Annotated in this window: 14 protein-coding genes, 1 pseudogene and 1 other annotated feature; of the genes and pseudogenes, 7 read left to right on the top strand and 8 right to left on the bottom strand. The window is 67.7% G+C overall.

Annotated elements, in window-relative coordinates; genetic code table 11:
- The first annotated feature begins 73 nt into the window (after positions 1 to 73).
- Together IGS68_RS28065 and IGS68_RS28060 are read left to right on the top strand one after the other, a co-directional pair.
- On the top strand, positions 74 to 526 hold the full coding sequence (locus tag IGS68_RS28065) for a (2Fe-2S)-binding protein (RefSeq protein WP_201082372.1): 453 nt from the start codon (positions 74 to 76) through the stop codon (positions 524 to 526).
- Between the two features lie 3 nt (positions 527 to 529).
- Entirely contained in the window at positions 530 to 2749 is a 2220-nt protein-coding gene (locus tag IGS68_RS28060; protein WP_201082371.1) for a xanthine dehydrogenase family protein molybdopterin-binding subunit, read from the top strand.
- Between the two features lie 211 nt (positions 2750 to 2960).
- Here IGS68_RS28060 and IGS68_RS28055 read toward each other — a convergent pair whose 3' ends face one another.
- Complete coding sequence (locus tag IGS68_RS28055) at positions 2961 to 4391, bottom strand: ATP-binding protein (protein WP_247881459.1); 1431 nt, start codon at positions 4389 to 4391, stop codon at positions 2961 to 2963.
- Positions 4388 to 5113: a response regulator gene (locus tag IGS68_RS28050; RefSeq protein ID WP_201082370.1), complete on the bottom strand. Its 726-nt coding sequence runs from the start codon at positions 5111 to 5113 to the stop codon at positions 4388 to 4390. The genes IGS68_RS28055 and IGS68_RS28050 overlap by 4 nt, the downstream gene beginning before the upstream one ends.
- A gap of 361 nt (positions 5114 to 5474) precedes the next feature.
- On the opposite strand from IGS68_RS28050, the gene IGS68_RS28045 reads away from it, so the two are divergent.
- Entirely contained in the window at positions 5475 to 6362 is an 888-nt protein-coding gene (locus IGS68_RS28045) for an adenylate/guanylate cyclase domain-containing protein (RefSeq protein WP_201082368.1), read from the top strand.
- Positions 6363 to 6447: 85 nt separating this feature from the next.
- Here IGS68_RS28045 and ilvD read toward each other — a convergent pair whose 3' ends face one another.
- From ilvD to IGS68_RS28030, 3 genes are all read right to left on the bottom strand, one after another.
- Entirely contained in the window at positions 6448 to 8310 is a 1863-nt protein-coding gene (gene ilvD / locus IGS68_RS28040; RefSeq protein WP_201082367.1) for a dihydroxy-acid dehydratase, read from the bottom strand.
- 362 nt (positions 8311 to 8672) lie between these two features.
- Positions 8673 to 8936, bottom strand: a complete 264-nt coding sequence (locus tag IGS68_RS28035; protein WP_201082366.1) for a BrnA antitoxin family protein — start codon at positions 8934 to 8936, stop codon at positions 8673 to 8675.
- Positions 8896 to 9165: a BrnT family toxin gene (locus IGS68_RS28030; protein ID WP_201082365.1), complete on the bottom strand. Its 270-nt coding sequence runs from the start codon at positions 9163 to 9165 to the stop codon at positions 8896 to 8898. The genes IGS68_RS28035 and IGS68_RS28030 overlap by 41 nt, the downstream gene beginning before the upstream one ends.
- 341 nt (positions 9166 to 9506) lie before the next feature.
- Between IGS68_RS28030 and IGS68_RS28025 the strand changes: the two are divergent.
- Positions 9507 to 10428: pseudogene (locus IGS68_RS28025) on the top strand (IS3 family transposase); the annotation flags it as partial.
- Positions 9792 to 9908, top strand: a sequence feature (AL1L pseudoknot). Its footprint overlaps the pseudogene before it by 117 nt.
- A gap of 115 nt (positions 10429 to 10543) precedes the next feature.
- A protein-coding gene (locus IGS68_RS28020; protein WP_201082791.1) for an IS630 family transposase occupies positions 10544 to 11625 on the top strand; the annotation gives its coding sequence in 2 pieces (ribosomal slippage) (positions 10544 to 11027 and positions 11027 to 11625; 1083 coding nt in all).
- Between the two features lie 157 nt (positions 11626 to 11782).
- Here IGS68_RS28020 and IGS68_RS35750 read toward each other — a convergent pair.
- Entirely contained in the window at positions 11783 to 11935 is a 153-nt protein-coding gene (locus IGS68_RS35750; protein WP_247881458.1) for a GNAT family N-acetyltransferase, read from the bottom strand.
- Entirely contained in the window at positions 11893 to 12132 is a 240-nt protein-coding gene (locus IGS68_RS35745; RefSeq protein WP_247881493.1) for a hypothetical protein, read from the bottom strand. Before IGS68_RS35745 ends, IGS68_RS35750 begins: the two co-directional genes overlap by 43 nt.
- Before the next feature lie 228 nt (positions 12133 to 12360).
- Between IGS68_RS35745 and IGS68_RS28010 the strand changes: the two genes are divergently transcribed.
- A complete protein-coding gene (locus IGS68_RS28010; RefSeq protein ID WP_201082364.1) occupies positions 12361 to 13122 on the top strand; it encodes a YsnF/AvaK domain-containing protein in 762 nt (253 codons plus the stop codon).
- A gap of 143 nt (positions 13123 to 13265) precedes the next feature.
- Positions 13266 to 13937: a phasin family protein gene (locus IGS68_RS28005; protein WP_201082363.1), complete on the top strand. Its 672-nt coding sequence runs from the start codon at positions 13266 to 13268 to the stop codon at positions 13935 to 13937.
- Between the two features lie 385 nt (positions 13938 to 14322).
- Here the strand turns inward: IGS68_RS28005 and IGS68_RS28000 are convergent, their stop codons facing one another.
- Positions 14323 to 15588 (bottom strand): metallochaperone AztD, encoded by a 1266-nt coding sequence (locus tag IGS68_RS28000; protein WP_201082361.1) that lies wholly within the window; start codon positions 15586 to 15588, stop codon positions 14323 to 14325.
- Between the last annotated feature and the right edge of the window lie 63 nt (positions 15589 to 15651).

The following is a 15651-nucleotide window of genomic DNA, read 5'->3' as shown; positions in this document are numbered from 1 at the left end:
CAATCCGCTCCGGCTTCCCGGGTGCCGGCGCTCCGCACCGTCTCGGAAGCCATCAGCCAGAGGAGAAGCGTTCATGACGGCGTTCACGATCAACGGGCGCGCGGTGGATATCGCCGCCGGGCCCGATACCCCGCTGCTGTGGGTCATCCGCGAACACCTCAAGCTCACCGGCACGAAATACGGCTGCGGCATCGCGCAGTGCGGTGCGTGCACCGTCCATGTCGATGGAGCGCCGGTGCGCTCCTGCGTTACCTGGCTCGAGGATGTCGAGGGACGCGCGGTCACGACCATCGAGGGCCTCTCGCCCGATGGCGGGCATCCGCTGCAGAAAGCCTGGATCGCCGAGCAGGTGCCGCAATGCGGCTATTGCCAGTCCGGTCAGATCATGCAGGCGGCGGCGCTCCTCGGGCGCACGCCGCTGCCCACCCGCGAGCAGATCATCGAGCATATGGACGGCAACATCTGCCGCTGCGGGACCTATGTCCGCATCCTCGCCGCCATTCAGCGCGCCGCACGGGAGGGTTGAGCCATGGACCGCACCATGCAGACCAGGAGCCGCGCGCTGTCGCGGCGCAGCTTCCTCGTCACGGCCGGCGGCCTCGGCGTCGCGGTCGCGTTCGGGAGCCTGCCCGACCTGGCCCACGGCGCTGCGATCGCCCGGGCCGCCGAGGGCGCCTTCCGTCCGAACGCCTGGGTGACGGTCGCGGCCGACGGTTCGGTGACCATCGTCTCGCCGGCCGTCGAGATGGGGCAGGGGATCATGACCACGCTTCCGCTGCTCATCGCCGAGGAAATGGATGCCGATTGGGACCGCGTGCGCATCGTCCAGGCCCCCTCCGACGCGGAGACCTACGGCAATCCGGGCTTCTACGGCATCCAGCTCACCGGCGGGAGCGCGTCCACCCGCGGCTACCACGGGCTGCTCCGGCTGGCCGGTGCCCAGACCCGCATGGTCCTGCTGGCGGCCGCCGCCGGCATGCTGGACGTGCCGGTGAGCGAGCTTGCGACCGAGCCCAACAGGGTCGTCCACCCGGCTTCGGGCCGCGCGCTCGATTACGGTGAGATCGCCGTGAACGGAACGCTTCCGGACCCGCTTCCGCAGGCGGGCGAGGCCGACCTGAAGCCGAGCGACAGCTGGCGCTATGTCGGAAAGCGGACGGTCCGGCGGGTCGACGTGCCCTCGAAGGTCGACGGCACCGCCATCTTCGGCATCGACGTCCAGCTTCCGGACATGCTCCACGGTGCGGTGCTGCGGGCGCCGGTCCAGGGCGAGCGGCCCGAGGCCATCGACGACGCCGAGGCGAGGGCCGTGCCGGGCGTCACCCATATCGTTCCGCTGCCCTATGGCGTCGGCATCATCGGCGAGACGGTCGAGGCGACCAGGCGGGCGAAGGAGCTGCTCAAGGTCGCCTGGAGCACCGGGTCACGGGTCCGCGACTACACGAGCCGGCGCCTGCTCGACGAGTACCGCGCCATCGGCCGCGATCCGGCAAGGCAGGGCGTTCCCGCCCATGCGGCCGGCGACGCGCAGGCCGCGATCTCCGGGGCCGCGACGGTGATCGACGTGGACTATATGAGCGACCATGTCGCCCACGCGGCCATGGAGCCGATGAACGCCACGGCGCTCGTGACCGGCGATACGGTGGAGATCTGGGCGCCGACCCAGGGTCCGACGGGTACGCAGGGGTTCGCGGCGGATGTGGTCGGCACCACGCCCGAAAAGGTCAAGGTGAACACGACCCTTCTCGGCGGCGGCTTCGGACGCAAGGCCGAGAGGGATTTCATCACCGATGCGGTGTCCCTGGCCAAGGCCGCGGAGGGTCGGCCGGTCAAGGTCATCTGGAGCCGGGAGGACGACATCCGGCACGACAAGTTCCGGCCGCTGGAAGCCCAGAACATCCGGGTCGGGCTGGACGCCGACGGGCGCATCGTCGGCTGGCGCCACCGCATCGTGGCGGACTCCGTATTTGCCCGCACTCTGCCGGAACTGTTCGAGAGCAAGGGAGGGCACGACGACGTCGTGACCGAAGGCGCTCATTTCAACTACGCGGTGCCGGCCCACCGGATCGAGTATCTGCGCCAGGAGAACGGGCTGGACGTGGGGTTCTGGTTCGCGGTCGGGGTCGGCTATACGAGGTTCGCGATCGAGTGCGTCGTCGACGAGATCGCGGCCGCCAGGGGGGTCGATCCCGTGGCGTTCAGGCTGGAGCTCCTGAGCGACCAGCCCCGTGCGCGCAAGGTCATCGAGACCGTCGCCCGGATGGCGGAGTGGGATCGCAAGCGCGAGGGCCGGGGAATAGGGCTGGCCTATTCCGACGCCTTCGACTCGCATTGCGCCCAGGTCGCCGAGGTGTCGCTTGACCGGGAAACCGGACGGATCCGGGTGCACAGGGTCTGGTGCGCGATCGACCCTGGCGTGGCGATCCAGCCGCTCCATATCGAGGCCATGATGATCGTCGGGATAACGAACGGGACCGGCCATGCGCTGTTCGAACAGATCAACGTCGTCGATGGCGCGGTGCAGGAATCGAATTTCGACACCTACCGGGTGATCCGCATGTCCGAGGCTCCCGAGATCGAGGTCGCCGTGGTGCCGACGCCGGGCAGTCCGGTCGGCGGCATCGGCCAGGCCGGCCTTCCGCCCACCGGCCCGGCGATCGCCAACGCGATAGCCCGGCTCACCGGCGGCGTGAGGCTTCGCCATTACCCGTTCCTGCCGGACCGCGTCCTGGCGGCGCTCGGAGGCTAGAGCGGTTTCCGACCGGGTTGAATCGCTCCGGTCCTCGTAGCCCGCCGCTCCACTCGCCGCACTGTGTTGCGCCATGGGCGCAACCTACGGCTCGATGCGGGCCGAAGGTCGTAGGTTGCGCCCATGGCGCAACGCACCGGATCAGCCGTCTCGGGCGGATCGACCTGATCGGGTACTGCTCTAGGCGGCGCCGCCGCTTTCCCCGCCGCGCTCAGGCCGGCAGGACGACGGCGGCCTTCAAGCCGGGCTGGCGCAGCGACAGGACGACGTCGCCGCCATGCTGGCGGGCGATGGCGCGGGCGATCGACAGGCCGAGGCCGACGCCCCCCGTCTCGCGCGAGCGCGACGCTTCCAGGCGGAAGAAGGGCGCGAAGACCTCCTCCATCCTGTCGAGCGGAATGCCCGGTCCGTCGTCCTCGACCACGATCTCGACCGTCGAGCGCGTGGTGATCAGCCGCACCTCGGCCCGGCCCGCATAGCGCACGGCGTTCTCGATGAGGTTGCGGATCGTGCGCCGCAAGCCCTCCGGCCGGCAGCGGTAGTTCACCCGCTCGCCGCCGATGAAGACGACGGACTGGCCGATCTCGGCCAGGTCGTCGCAGACGCTCTCGACCAGGGCCGAGAGGTCTATCGTTCGGGTCGGCTCGGCGCTGGTCTCCTGGCGCGCGAGCGACAGCGTCGCCTCTGTCATCGCCTGCATCTCGTCGATGGTGTCGAGCATCCGCTCCTGGAGGTCGGGATCCTCCACCAGCTCGGCGCGCAGGCGCAGCGTGGTCAGGGGCGTCCTCAGGTCGTGGCCGATCGCCGCCAGCATGCGCGTCCGGTCCTCCACGAAGCGGTGCAGGCGCTCCTGCATGCGGTTGAATCCCTCGGCCGTGCGGCGGATGTCGTCGGGGCCGCATTCGCGCAACGGCGTCACCGCCTCGCCGCGCCCGAGCATCTCCGCGGCCCTGGTGAGTTGGCGCAGGGGCTGCACGATGCGCCGTACGGTAAGGACGCCCACCAGGGAGACGAGGACCGCGGTCAATGCGAGCGACACCGGGAGGTGGGTGTCCCAGATCGACGGCATGAAATGCTTGTAGAAGGCGACGTTGAGAACGCGGCCGTCGTTGAGCGGAACGATAACCCCGGCGCCGTTGCGTTCCGCAAAGTCGAGATAGAGCGCCCGCGCCGGCAGGTCCGCCCGATCGGCTGGCGCCGCCGTCCAGGCCATTCCCTCGAGGAGGTGCGCAGCGGTCGTCCCCTCTGGCAGCGGCGTTCTCCCGGCCGGGCTGCCCGCCGGCATGGCTTGGCCCGATCCGTTCAGGAGCGTCCGCAGAGGTACCTTGAAGCGGTCGAACGCCTCGCCGACCCACGGTTCGGGGTCGGGCGTCGGGTCCTCGGAGATCCAGAAACGGGTGTAGTCCGTGCTGTTGACGCGGGCGATATCGGATTGAAGCGCCGGCGGCAGGGTTTCGACCAGCCGGGCCACGGCCGCCGCGCGGCTGCTGAGCTCCGTGCGCGCGGCTGCGCGCAGGTCCGAGATGAACTGATCCCACGAAATGCACATCCCGACCGTCTGGGAGGCGAAAAGCGCGACCAGCATGGAGGCGAGAAGCTGGACCGACAGGCGCTTGCGCCACCAGGTGAGAAGGCGCGTCACGACGAGAAGACCTCCGGCATGAAGCTGTAGCCGCCGCCCCAATGGGTCTGGATGATGGTCGGGGACTTCGGGTCGGCCTCCACCTTGCGGCGCAGGCGGCTGACCTGGTTGTCGATGGAGCGGTCGAAGGGATCGGCCTCGCGCCCGACGGTGAGGTCGAGGAGCTGGTCGCGGCTGAGGACCATGCCGGGATGCTCGACGAACACCTTGAGCAGCCGGAACTCGGCGGTCGAAAGCGGCACGCCCACCCCGTCCTCGCCCTGGAGCTCCCGACGGCCGAGGTCGAGGACCCAGCGGTCGAAGCGCACCATCCCGGCCCTGCGGGCGGTCCGCTGGTGCGGCAGGCTGTTGGCGCGGCGCAGCACCGCCTTGATGCGCGCCAGGAGCTCGCGCGAGGAGAACGGCTTGACCAGGTAGTCGTCCGCCCCGAGCTCCAGGCCGATCACGCGGTCGGTCTCGTCCGTCCGGGCGGTCAGGAAGATGATCGGGACCCCTCCGCCGGGGCCGGCCCGCAGCTCGCGGCAGAGGGTGAGCCCGTCTTCGCCCGGCATCATGATGTCGAGGACGATGAGATCCGGCGCCTTCCGCTCCATGAGGCGGCGCAGCGCCGCGCCATGCTCCACGGTGCTGACGCGGTAGCCCTGCTGCTGGAGATACTTGCCGACAAGGTCGCGGATGTCGCGATGGTCGTCGACGACGGCGATGTGGGGCACGGAGTCCATGATCGGTCCCGGACGCTGAACACAGCCAACCTTATACTGCGCCCGCCGCGATATGGCTGGACGGAATTGTATCAAGATATTCCAGGAGCCTTGTACGCCGGGGCTTTGGCCGCGACGCTGATACAATTCGGTACAAGGGCGGACAGTCCCGGCACAGGAGTGCGACAGGCGGCGGTTAGGGTGATCCTCGAAGCGGGGGCGGAGATGGCGCGAGACATCCTCCCGCTTCCGTCTTTCCACCACGGAACCGGAAACCAGACGCCATGACATGCCCCAGGATCCTCTCCGCCGCGTCCGCCGTGTCGGCGAACCTTGCCGGCGATCCCGCCGAGGCCCCCGGTCGCGGCTCGGAGTTCCGGAGATGAGACGCAGGCTCGCGGCCATTCTGGCAGGGGACGTCGTCGGTTACAGCCGGATGATGGCGAAGGACGAGACCGCGACCTATCGGGATCTCCGCTCGCTGTTCGACGATATCGTCGGCCCGGCCGTCGCGCGGAACCGGGGCCGCATCTTCAAGCAGACCGGCGACGGGTTCCTGGCGTCCTTCGCCAGCGCGCACGAAGCCTTGGAGGCGGCCGGGAAGATCCAGTCCGCCTTGGCGTCCCGCCGTTTCGACCTGCGCATCGGCGTCAATGTCGGCGACGTCATCGAAGAGGATGACGACACCTATGGCAACAGCGTCAACGTCGCGGCGCGGCTGGAATCCATGGCGAGACCGGGGTCGATCTATGTCAGCGATGCCGTTCGCCGCAGCGCGGAGCCGTCGGCCGCCTGGGCCTTCCGGCCTCTGGGCCGCAAGACGGCGAAGAACATGTCCCTGGGGATCGATGTGTACGAAGTCGTCGCGGCGGCCCCGGCCGGGCAGCGGCCCCGTTTCCCGTGGCTGCCCGCTCGTCGGCCCCTGTTCCTGACCGGGTCTGCGGCGGCGCTCCTCGCGGTCCTGTCCGCGGGAGTGATGGGAAACCTCGGCCATGCGTCGCGCTGGATCGCGGATCCGCCGCCGGCGGGCGAGAACTCCCCGGACCGCCGTCCGCCGGTTGCCTTGCCGCCCTTCGTGATGCACGGCGACGCCGCCGACATCCGAGGTCTCGACAGCGCCGCCCGGGCGAGGTTCATCGTGGAAGGCAGCGCCCGCCGGCAGGGCGGGCAACTGCGGATCTGCGCCCACCTCATCGGTGCCGCCACCGGAACCTACCTGGGCCATGCCGGCACATGGGTGACGGTCCGATCACTCGGCCATCGCGGATAGGCCCGTGCCTCTACGACTTCATGCACCCGCCGAGATGGAAACCGCCGGCCATGGCGGGCCGGCGGGCGGTCCGTGGACCGGAAGCCTACGGCCGCGGCGCCCGCGTCGCCGCCGAGACGTCCCTGACGGCGCCGCGGGCGGCGCTGGTCGTCAGCGCGGCATAGGCCTGCAGCGCAACGGAGACGGGCCGGTGGCGGTCGCGCGGCTTCCAGGCGCCGGCGCCCAGCGCCTCCATGGCGGCGCGGCGGGAGGCCAGTTCCTGGTCGGTCAGGGCCACCCGGATCGAGCGGTTCGGGATGTCGATCTCGATCAGGTCGCCTTCCTCGACCAGCCCGATCGCCCCGCCCTCGGCCGCTTCCGGCGAGACATGGCCGATCGACAGGCCGGAGGTGCCGCCGGAGAAGCGCCCGTCGGTGACCAGGGCGCACGCCTTGCCCAGGCCCTTGGATTTCAGGTAGCTGGTCGGGTACAGCATCTCCTGCATGCCCGGTCCGCCGCGCGGGCCCTCGTAGCGGATCAGCACCACGTCGCCGGCCCGGATGCCGCCGTTCAGGATCGCCTCGACCGCCGCGTCCTGGCTCTCGAAGATGCGCGCCGGGCCGGAGAATTTCAGGATCGAGGCATCGACGCCGGCCGTCTTCACGATGCAGCCGTCCTCCGCCAGGTTGCCGTAGAGGACCGCCAGGCCGCCGTCCTTGCTGAAGGCGTGCTCGGCGTCGCGGACCACGCCGGCGGCCCGGTCCACGTCGATGGTCTGGTAGCGCCGCTCCTGGCTGAAGGCCACCACCGTCGGGATGCCGCCGGGCGCCGCCGAGTAGAAGCGCAGGACGTCGGGATCGTCGGTCCGCTTGACGTCCCAGCGGTCGAGCGCGGCACCCAGGGTCGGGGCGTGGACCACCGGAAGGTCGCGGTGCAGGTGGCCGGCCCGGTCCAGCTCGCCCAGGATCGCCATGATGCCGCCGGCGCGGTGGACGTCCTCCATGTGGACGTCGGGGACCGAGGGGGCGACCTTGCAGAGCTGCGGGATGCGGCGGGACAGCCGGTCGATGTCCGCCATGGTGAAGTCCACCTCCGCCTCGTGGGCGGCGGCCAGCAGGTGCAGCACGGTGTTGGTCGAGCCGCCCATGGCGATGTCGAGCATCATCGCGTTCTCGAACGCCTCGAAGCTCGCGACCGAGCGGGGCAGCACGCTGGCGTCGTCCTGCTCGTAGTAGCGGCGCGCGATCTCGACCACCGTCCGCGCCGCCTGGAGGAACAGGCCCTTGCGGTCGGCATGGGTCGCCAGCACGGAACCGTTGCCCGGCAGCGCCAGGCCCAGCGCCTCGGTCAGGCAGTTCATGGAGTTGGCGGTGAACATGCCCGAGCACGACCCGCAGGTCGGGCAGGCGGACCGCTCCATTTCCAGCACCTCGGCGTCGTCCAGGCCGGGATCGGCCGCGGCCACCATGGCGTCCACCAGGTCAACCGCCCGGGTCTTGCCGTGCAGCTTGACCTTGCCGGCCTCCATCGGGCCGCCGGAGACGAAGACGGTCGGGATGTTCAGCCGCAGGGCCGCCATCAGCATGCCGGGCGTGATCTTGTCGCAGTTGGAGATGCAGACCAGGGCGTCGGCGCAGTGGGCGTTGACCATGTACTCGACGCTGTCGGCGATGATCTCGCGCGAGGGCAGGCTGTAGAGCATGCCGGAATGGCCCATGGCGATGCCGTCGTCCACCGCGATGGTGTTGAACTCCTTCGCGACGGCGCCCGCGGCCTCGATCTCCCGCGCGACCAGCTGGCCCAGGTCCTTCAGGTGGACATGGCCGGGCACGAACTGGGTGAAGGAGTTGGCGATCGCGACGATCGGCTTGCCGAAATCGCCGTCCTTCATGCCGGTCGCGCGCCACAGGCCGCGTGCTCCCGCCATGTTGCGGCCGTGGGTGGAAGTCCTGGAGCGGAGTTGGGGCATCGGGTCCTCTGCGCAACCGCCCGGGTCGCGGGCGGCCTTTGATCGTCGGGGGCTGCGGACGGAACCGCGCGAGGCCGGCGGAAGTCGTCGTCGAACCCCTGGTCCCGGAACGTTCCGTCCCCAATTCGGCGCGATAATAGAAGGCGGCGGGAAGGGGGGCAAGGCTCCTCGTCCGGGCATCGGGACCGCGGGAGTCGCCGGTCCGCCGGGCGGGAGCCGCGGACCAGGAGAGTTTACCGGCCGGCGCTCCGTGGCGATGTGGCAATGCAATCCATGTTGCGCCCAACCCCGGTCCAGCGGCATCGGCAGGCCGCTCCGCGCCGTCATCGCGGCTAGCCCATCTTGCACGGCCCGGGGAACGGTCAGGGGCGCAGGCCGGCTGCCTTGCGCAGCGCCTCGTTGATCCTGGTCTGCCAACCCGGACCCGTCGCGCGGAAGTGTGCCAGCACGTCGGGGTCGAGGCGAAGCGTCGTCAACTCCTTGGGCGCCGCAGCCTTCGGGCGGCCGCCACGCCGCGCCTTGGCGAACCATTCGTCCGTCAGCTCCGGCACATCGACGGCGTCCCAGTCCTCCTGGCTGACCTGATCAGGCTTGGGCGGCGTGGTAGCGGCGTTCTTCCCGGTCATTGGCCTTCCTCAATCCGATGATGCGCGTGTCGTCACCGCGCGGCGTCCATACCATCACGTGCAGGCGGGGACCGATATAGCCGATGGAAATGAAGCGGCCCTCGCCGTAATCCCGGCGCTCGTCCACGGCGGTCAGCGCGGTATCCCAGTCGAACCCTTCGGCGACGGCGAAGTCCAGCCCATGCTTGGCAAGGTTCGCCACGTGTTTGGCTTCATCCCAGGTGTTCATCCCAGTTATCGTAGCTACGATAACTGGGATGGGCAAGCGGTTTTCGTAGCTACGGCACGGGGATGTGTGCCTAGCCCGCAGCCGCGGAACGGTCGTTTGAGAACCCGTATGGTCGGTCTGAACGGCGCGGCGAGCCGCGCAATGGAAGCAGCCAGGTGGCCTAACATGCGACCGTACGTGATGAGGACACTCCTTGCGCCCGTTTGGGAGATGGGCGGGTTGTAGAACTGGGATAAATCCACCTACCTAAAGGGTATGTGGACCCAAGAGCATCGTGATCGTAAGAAATGAACCGCGCCGGGGTTACCGGAGGCCCCATCTCTTGAGAGACTGGGGTCATCATGACGAAACAGGCATCACCCAAGTACGCCCCTGAAGTCCGCGAACGCGCGGTTCGGATGGCGTTCGATCACGAAGGGGAGCACGCCTCGCAGTGGGCGGCGATCAGCTCGATTTCGGCGAAGATCGGCTGCACGGCGGAGACGCTGCGGGGCTGGGTCCGGCAGGCCGAGCGTGATCAGGGAAGGCGCCATGGTCCGACAACGGACGAGCAGGAGCGGATCAAGGCGCTGGAGCGCGAGAACCGCGAGCAGCACCTGAGCGAACGAGATCCTTCGCAAGGCATCGGCGTATTTTGCCCAGGCGGAACTCGACCGCCCATTCCGGAAATAATCGCCTTCATCGACGAGCAGCACGCCGTCCAAGGGGTCGAGCCGATCTGCAAAGTGCTGCCGATCGCCCCGTCGACCTACCGCGCCCATGCCGCCCGGCGGACTGACCCGTCAAAGGTGCCGGCCCGCTGGCGAAGCGATGCGGAACTCAGCTTGGCTATCCGGCGGATCTGGGATGAGAATTTCCAGGTTTACGGGGTCCTGAAGGTCTGGCTGCAGTTGCGGCGGGAAGGCTTTGGCGTGGCGCGTTGCACGGTGGCCCGCCTGATGCGGCGTATGGGTCTGAAGGGTGTGACACGCGGCAAGACGGTACGGACGACGGTCAGCGACCGGGCGGCACCGTGCCCCGCAGACCGGGTGAACCGCCAGTTCCAGGCGTCCCGCCCGAACGCCTTGTAGGTCGCGGATATCACGTATGTCGCGACGTGGCAGGGCTTCGTCTACGTGGCCTTCGTCATCGACGCCTTTGGCCCGGCGGATCTTCGGCTGGCGGGTCTCAAGCACCCCCCAAGCCGGTTTCGTGCTGGATGCCCTGGAGCAGGCGCTCCACGACCGCCGTCCGGCCAAAGGCAGCGGTCTCATACCGAATTCAGTAAATGATGACTCTTGAGGAGGCCGCACCGTTCTGGCGAGAGGCTTCTACCGGGGCTTGTGGGATCGGGCAGTTTGTGATTCGGTTTCACCGCATTGATCTGCGGAGGGACATGATGGTGGCTGTTGCGATCCGACGAGACATCGAGGCCAGCGAGTTGCGACGCCTTGCCCGTCTGGAGCGGGATGGTCGGGTATCCAGCCGGCTTCTGGCTCTGGCGGCGGTGCTCGATGGTGTCAGCCGCGAACAGGCCGCTCGCATCGGGGGAATGGATCGGCAGACCCTGCGCGACTGGGTTCACCGCTTCAACGAAGCGGGTGTTTCGGGCCTGCGCGACCGTGCCCGGCCTGGGCGGCCCTGCCTGGTGGCCGAGGAACTGCTCCCGGAACTGGCCGCCCTGATCGCGGACGGTCCGCAGGTCGAGCGCGACGGTGTGGTCGAGTTCCGGCTGTCCCATATCCGCGCGTTGTCGCTGCGGCACTTCGGCGCCGACTACAGCCAGGGCGGCATGCACGCCGTGCTGCGCCGGATGGGCTTTTCCTGGCTGAAGCCCCGGCCGATCCACCCCAAGACCGACCTTGCGGCCCAGGAGACATTTAAAAAAACTTCGGCCAGACGCTGGCATGCATCCGTGATCAGCATCCCGAAGTCGAGCGGGTGGAGGTCTGGTTCCAGGATGGGGCGGAGGGGCCCCATGCCAGGGTCGGCCAGAAAGGCTCGCTGACCCACCTGTGGGCACCGACCGGCACGCGGCCTCGAGCGGTGCGCGACCATCGCTTCAAATCCGCCTACATCTTCGGCGCGGTTTGTCCGGAGCGCGACACCGGGGTGGCCCTGGTGGTCAGTCGGGTCAGCACCGAGGCGATGAACCTCATGCTCGCCGAGATCAGCCAGGCCGTCGGCAAGGCCGCACATGCCGCCGTGCTGATCGATGGCGCCGGCTGGCACATCGCTAACGATCTCGAGGTGCCGGCCAACATCACTCTCGTCCCGCTGCCGCCCTACAGCCCGGAGCTCAATGCCATCGAGCGTCTGTGGCAAGTCATGCGCGACACCCTGCTTTCACACCGACTCTTCACCGATCTCAACCACATCATCGAAGTCTGCTGCGCAACCTGGAATACCCTCATCGGCCAGCCTGGACGGATACGGTCTACATGCGGTTACCCCTGGGCCGCACCAGTCAGAACTTCCTGAATTTGGTATCAGCACGCGCCCTTGTTGCGCCTTCATCTATTTTTTTGCGAATTGCGCGTTCGCGATCATCGCAGGTTGAGTTCATGGAAATGTCTCAGAGGATGATATGAAACCGTTAGCGTATATAAGCCTTGATGACAGGCCCAGAGGGATTTTTTCAATCTGAGTCTTTATGGTCGCCGATCCGCACCGCCTCCGCGACGAGGGCGTCCACCAGCGCCCGGCCAAGACCGAGGTTGCGCCCCTGCGGCAGGACGTAGAGCCGCTTCATCTCGCAGCAGCCGCCCTCAGGGCAGCCGGCGGGTGCCATGGGCCGGAGCGCCACGCAGCCCAGCGGCTCTCCCCCGGCGCCGCGTAGTTGCCCGGAAGGGTCGCCAATTCCCCGGCGAAGCCCCGGCAGGCGAGGTCGATCCCGAGGGAGGATGCGTATCGCCCGAACAGGCGGGCCGTGGTCTCGAAGTCGGCGGCCGCCCTGGCCGGATCGATCCGGAAGAGGTCTTGAGGCACGCGGAGTCATGCTGTCCAACTCAGCGATGCGGAAGGAGAAATAATAGCGCCTTCCGAGCCGCATGATCGATATAGTGAATGTCGTGAATTCTCTTCTATTAATTCTGATGTGCAGGAAACCCGTAGAAATTCAACGCCATACTTTATTGTAAGCAATAAATAAAATTTGGGCTGGACAGATATTTCACTAGGTTATTGCACCGCAAAGTACTATATCGCAGTTGCGAGATGGGCGCTGATAACCCAGTTTCCCAAGCACAGATCATCAAGGAATTTAGCATGACCACTTCCATCATTGGCCTTTTCGAGAACGGTAGCATTGCGAGCAAGGTTCTTGGCGAACTGACCAAGGCCGGCTTCAAGAAGAGTGCGGTCGAGATCCTGCAGGACGTCGCCGTTTCCCAGATCTCCAGCCGGCTGGTCGAAGCCGGTTATGAAAAGGACAAGGCCGACAGCTACGGCAAGGCGATGCAGAAGGGCGGCGCCCTGGTCGTGGCGGAAGCCGACGACGACAAGGCCGACGATGCCCTGAGCACGATGCGCAGCTTCAAGGCCCTGACGCCGGAAGCGCTGTTGGAGAAGCTTGGCAATCGAACCGACGAGGCGACCGAAAGCGCCCAGGTGATCGAGGAAGAACTGGAAGTCGGCGTATCCCGCACGACCGGCGGAAAGCGCCTGAAGACCGAGGTCAGCGAGCGCGAAGTCCAGGAGACCGTGACCCTCCACGAGGAAAACGTCGAGGTCGAGCATACCAAGGTCGATCGGGTCCTGAAGCCGGAAGAGGCCGCCAAGGCGTTCCAGCAGGGCACGATCGAAATGACCGTGGTTTCGGAAAAGCCGGTCGTCACCAAGCAGGCCCACGTGGTCGAGGAAGTGGCGCTGAGCAAGCACTCGGGCGAGCGTGACGTCACCGTCAGCGGCACTGTTCGCCGTCAGGATGTGACCGTCGAGGAAATCGACCGTAAGCCGGCCGGTTCCAAGGCCTCCTAATCCGGAATGCCGAACCCGGGCGATGCAGGTCGTTCTGCCGGACATCGGGTCGTCGATCCGATGTCCGGCGGCCGGTGATGCCTGTCTCCCGTATTCCGCTTCAAGTGCTTGCGATGCAATAATTTCAAACCGAGGAACAATCCATGTCAGCCGTAGTGAAGACTGCCGATGCCGGCAAGACCGTTCGCGATGCCGGCGCCGAGATGGCGAAAAGCGCTCGCGACGCGTCCAACCCGGATACCCAGCCGGCTGCCCAGCCGGTCCGGAAAGTCGTCGAAGCCACCAGCCGCGCCGAGATCCGGAAGAATGCCGAGGCCGCGGGACAGAACCTCCAGAACGCCGCCCAGGAACTGCGTGGCACGATGGAGCGCTCGGATGAACCGGCCCGCGATGCCCGCGATGCCGCCGATGCGGTCCACCAGGCAGGCGGCCGGGCGGTCGAATCGACGATGGCCGGCCAACTCGGCCGGATGCCGGCGATGCAGGACAAGGCTTTCAAGCAGGCGGCCGGCCGCACCCAGCAGAACCTGGGGGTCATGATGCAGACCGGCGTCATGCTGGCCGACGGTTTCCAGACGGTCATGCGCGAATGGGCCGACTACACGCGCCAGGCCATGCAATGCAACATCGACGGCATGAACAGCATCCTGCGCGCACGAACCCCGCAGGACCTCGTGGCAGCGCAAAACGCCCTGCTGAATCAGGAAATGCGCGTGATGCTGAACAGCAGCATCAGGATTGCCGAGGCGACGGCCAAGGTCGCCAAAGAGGCTTCCCATAGCATCAGCGGGCGGGCGCAGCCGCGGGACCAGTAAGCCCCGCCGGCTTTCCCAGGGAGGTCCCGCTCGACGGGCATCTCGTTGGGATGGCAATCCTAACGCTCTTCTGCTACTGTGCTGCCCGCGCTTGCGCGGGATCTTTGACAACCAAATCACGCGCTTGCCGGTGCGGATCGGTTCGCCCAAGCCATCAGGCGGGCCGGCGTCCAGGGCCGGTCGTGATGACCTTGGCTGACCTCCGCCGGTTTATCGCGCGGCGACCCGCCCGCCCGCGACACCGACTTGGGCCGATGATGCCCGGACGGATGATTACGTTCGCTGTCGTTTGCTGACACGCCCCTGGGTCTCGGCGACGCCGGGCGGCACGGCATGGCATGACCCGCAAGGCGGAAGATCGCCCCCCGCCTGCGGGAGGGTCTCCTTAATGAACGGCGCCGGAGCCGCCGACGGCGACGATGGTGTAGGGCTTGCCCTCCACCGGGATCGTCCGCTCCTCCTCCAGGGTTTCGGTGGAAACGAGCCGCACGAGGCCCTTCAGGGGGTCCGTCACGGCGACGTGCCCGCCGGCGACGGCCAGGCGTGGACGCGGGTCGCGCCAGTGTCCGTCCATGGAATAGGGCTCCGTGACCCGGACGCTCTTCTCGATCCGGCCGGAAAGGATGTCCAGGAGGTGCATCCGGCCGTCCTCGGTGAGGATGTAGGCGTTGCGCGCCTTGGCCGGATCGAGCGCGAAGTCCACGCGGCGCGTCGGCAGGTCGATCTTGCGGAAGCTCTCCCCGGCGCCGGGCTCGATGATGACCACGGCGTTCGGGCCGTAGTTGCCGAGGAAGAACTGCATCGCCGTCCCGCCCTTGAGGGTCGAGACGTAACCCTCGCCGAGACCCGAGGTGGAAACATGCTCCAGCACCGGCGGTTCGGATCCCCTGCCGGGAGTGGCGATGACGATGCCGTCCCGGCAGCCGAACGCGAATGTCCGGGCCGACTGGGCCTGGCCGTGGACGCCCGGGCAGTTCGCCACCTCGCCGACCTGGTTGCCGTCCTTGTCGATCACCTTGAGCCCGACGCGCGGCTCTTGGGGATCTGCGTGCGGAACGGAGACGACGACGTGGCTCCCCATGGGCGCGGCAAGCCCGTGATGCGCCGCGCCGGGCTTCATCAGGCGGGGCTCGAATCCCCCCTCGAGGAGCTGTTTCTCCGGGAACAGCGCGAGGTCGCCGGTCCCGTCGTCGAAGACGGCGATCGTGCCGGAGCCCTCGACGACGTGCGCGGGCTTGGCGCCGGAGATCACCGTCGGCAGGAGCCTCGCGGCCTCGACCTTCAGGTCGCTATGGTCGCCGTGATCCTCGAGCGAGATTCCGGTGCCGATCACGGCGACCTTTCCGGCGTCTCCCTGCACGGCGAAGACCGTGCGCCCGCTCAGGCTGGGCGTCAGGGCCGGCGACTGGTCGATCCTGAAGGTTCCGGCACTCGACCCGTCCTCCACCTCGACCGCCCGGACGACGCCGTCGGCATGGTCGCCGATGAACAGCCTGTAGTGGGCTTCACTCCCGGCGTCTGGTTCCTCGTGGGCGTGCAGCCGGTCAAGGCCCAGGCCGACGGCGAGTCCTCCCGCCGCCGCGCCGACGCACAGCAGCCTCGTCAAGGATGACAAGCCCTTCATGTTCACCTCCATAACCTTCTCGATCATTGCTTTTCCGTGCGTTTCCATGCGGTCTCCGCGGGCGCGCTCCTCCGGGCGGAGGAACGGGGC

This window comes from Skermanella sp. TT6, from assembly GCF_016653635.2.
GTDB lineage: Bacteria > Pseudomonadota > Alphaproteobacteria > Azospirillales > Azospirillaceae > Skermanella > Skermanella cutis.
Note: the sequence above shows the minus strand (reverse complement) of the source record. Positions and strands in the feature narration are given on the sequence as shown.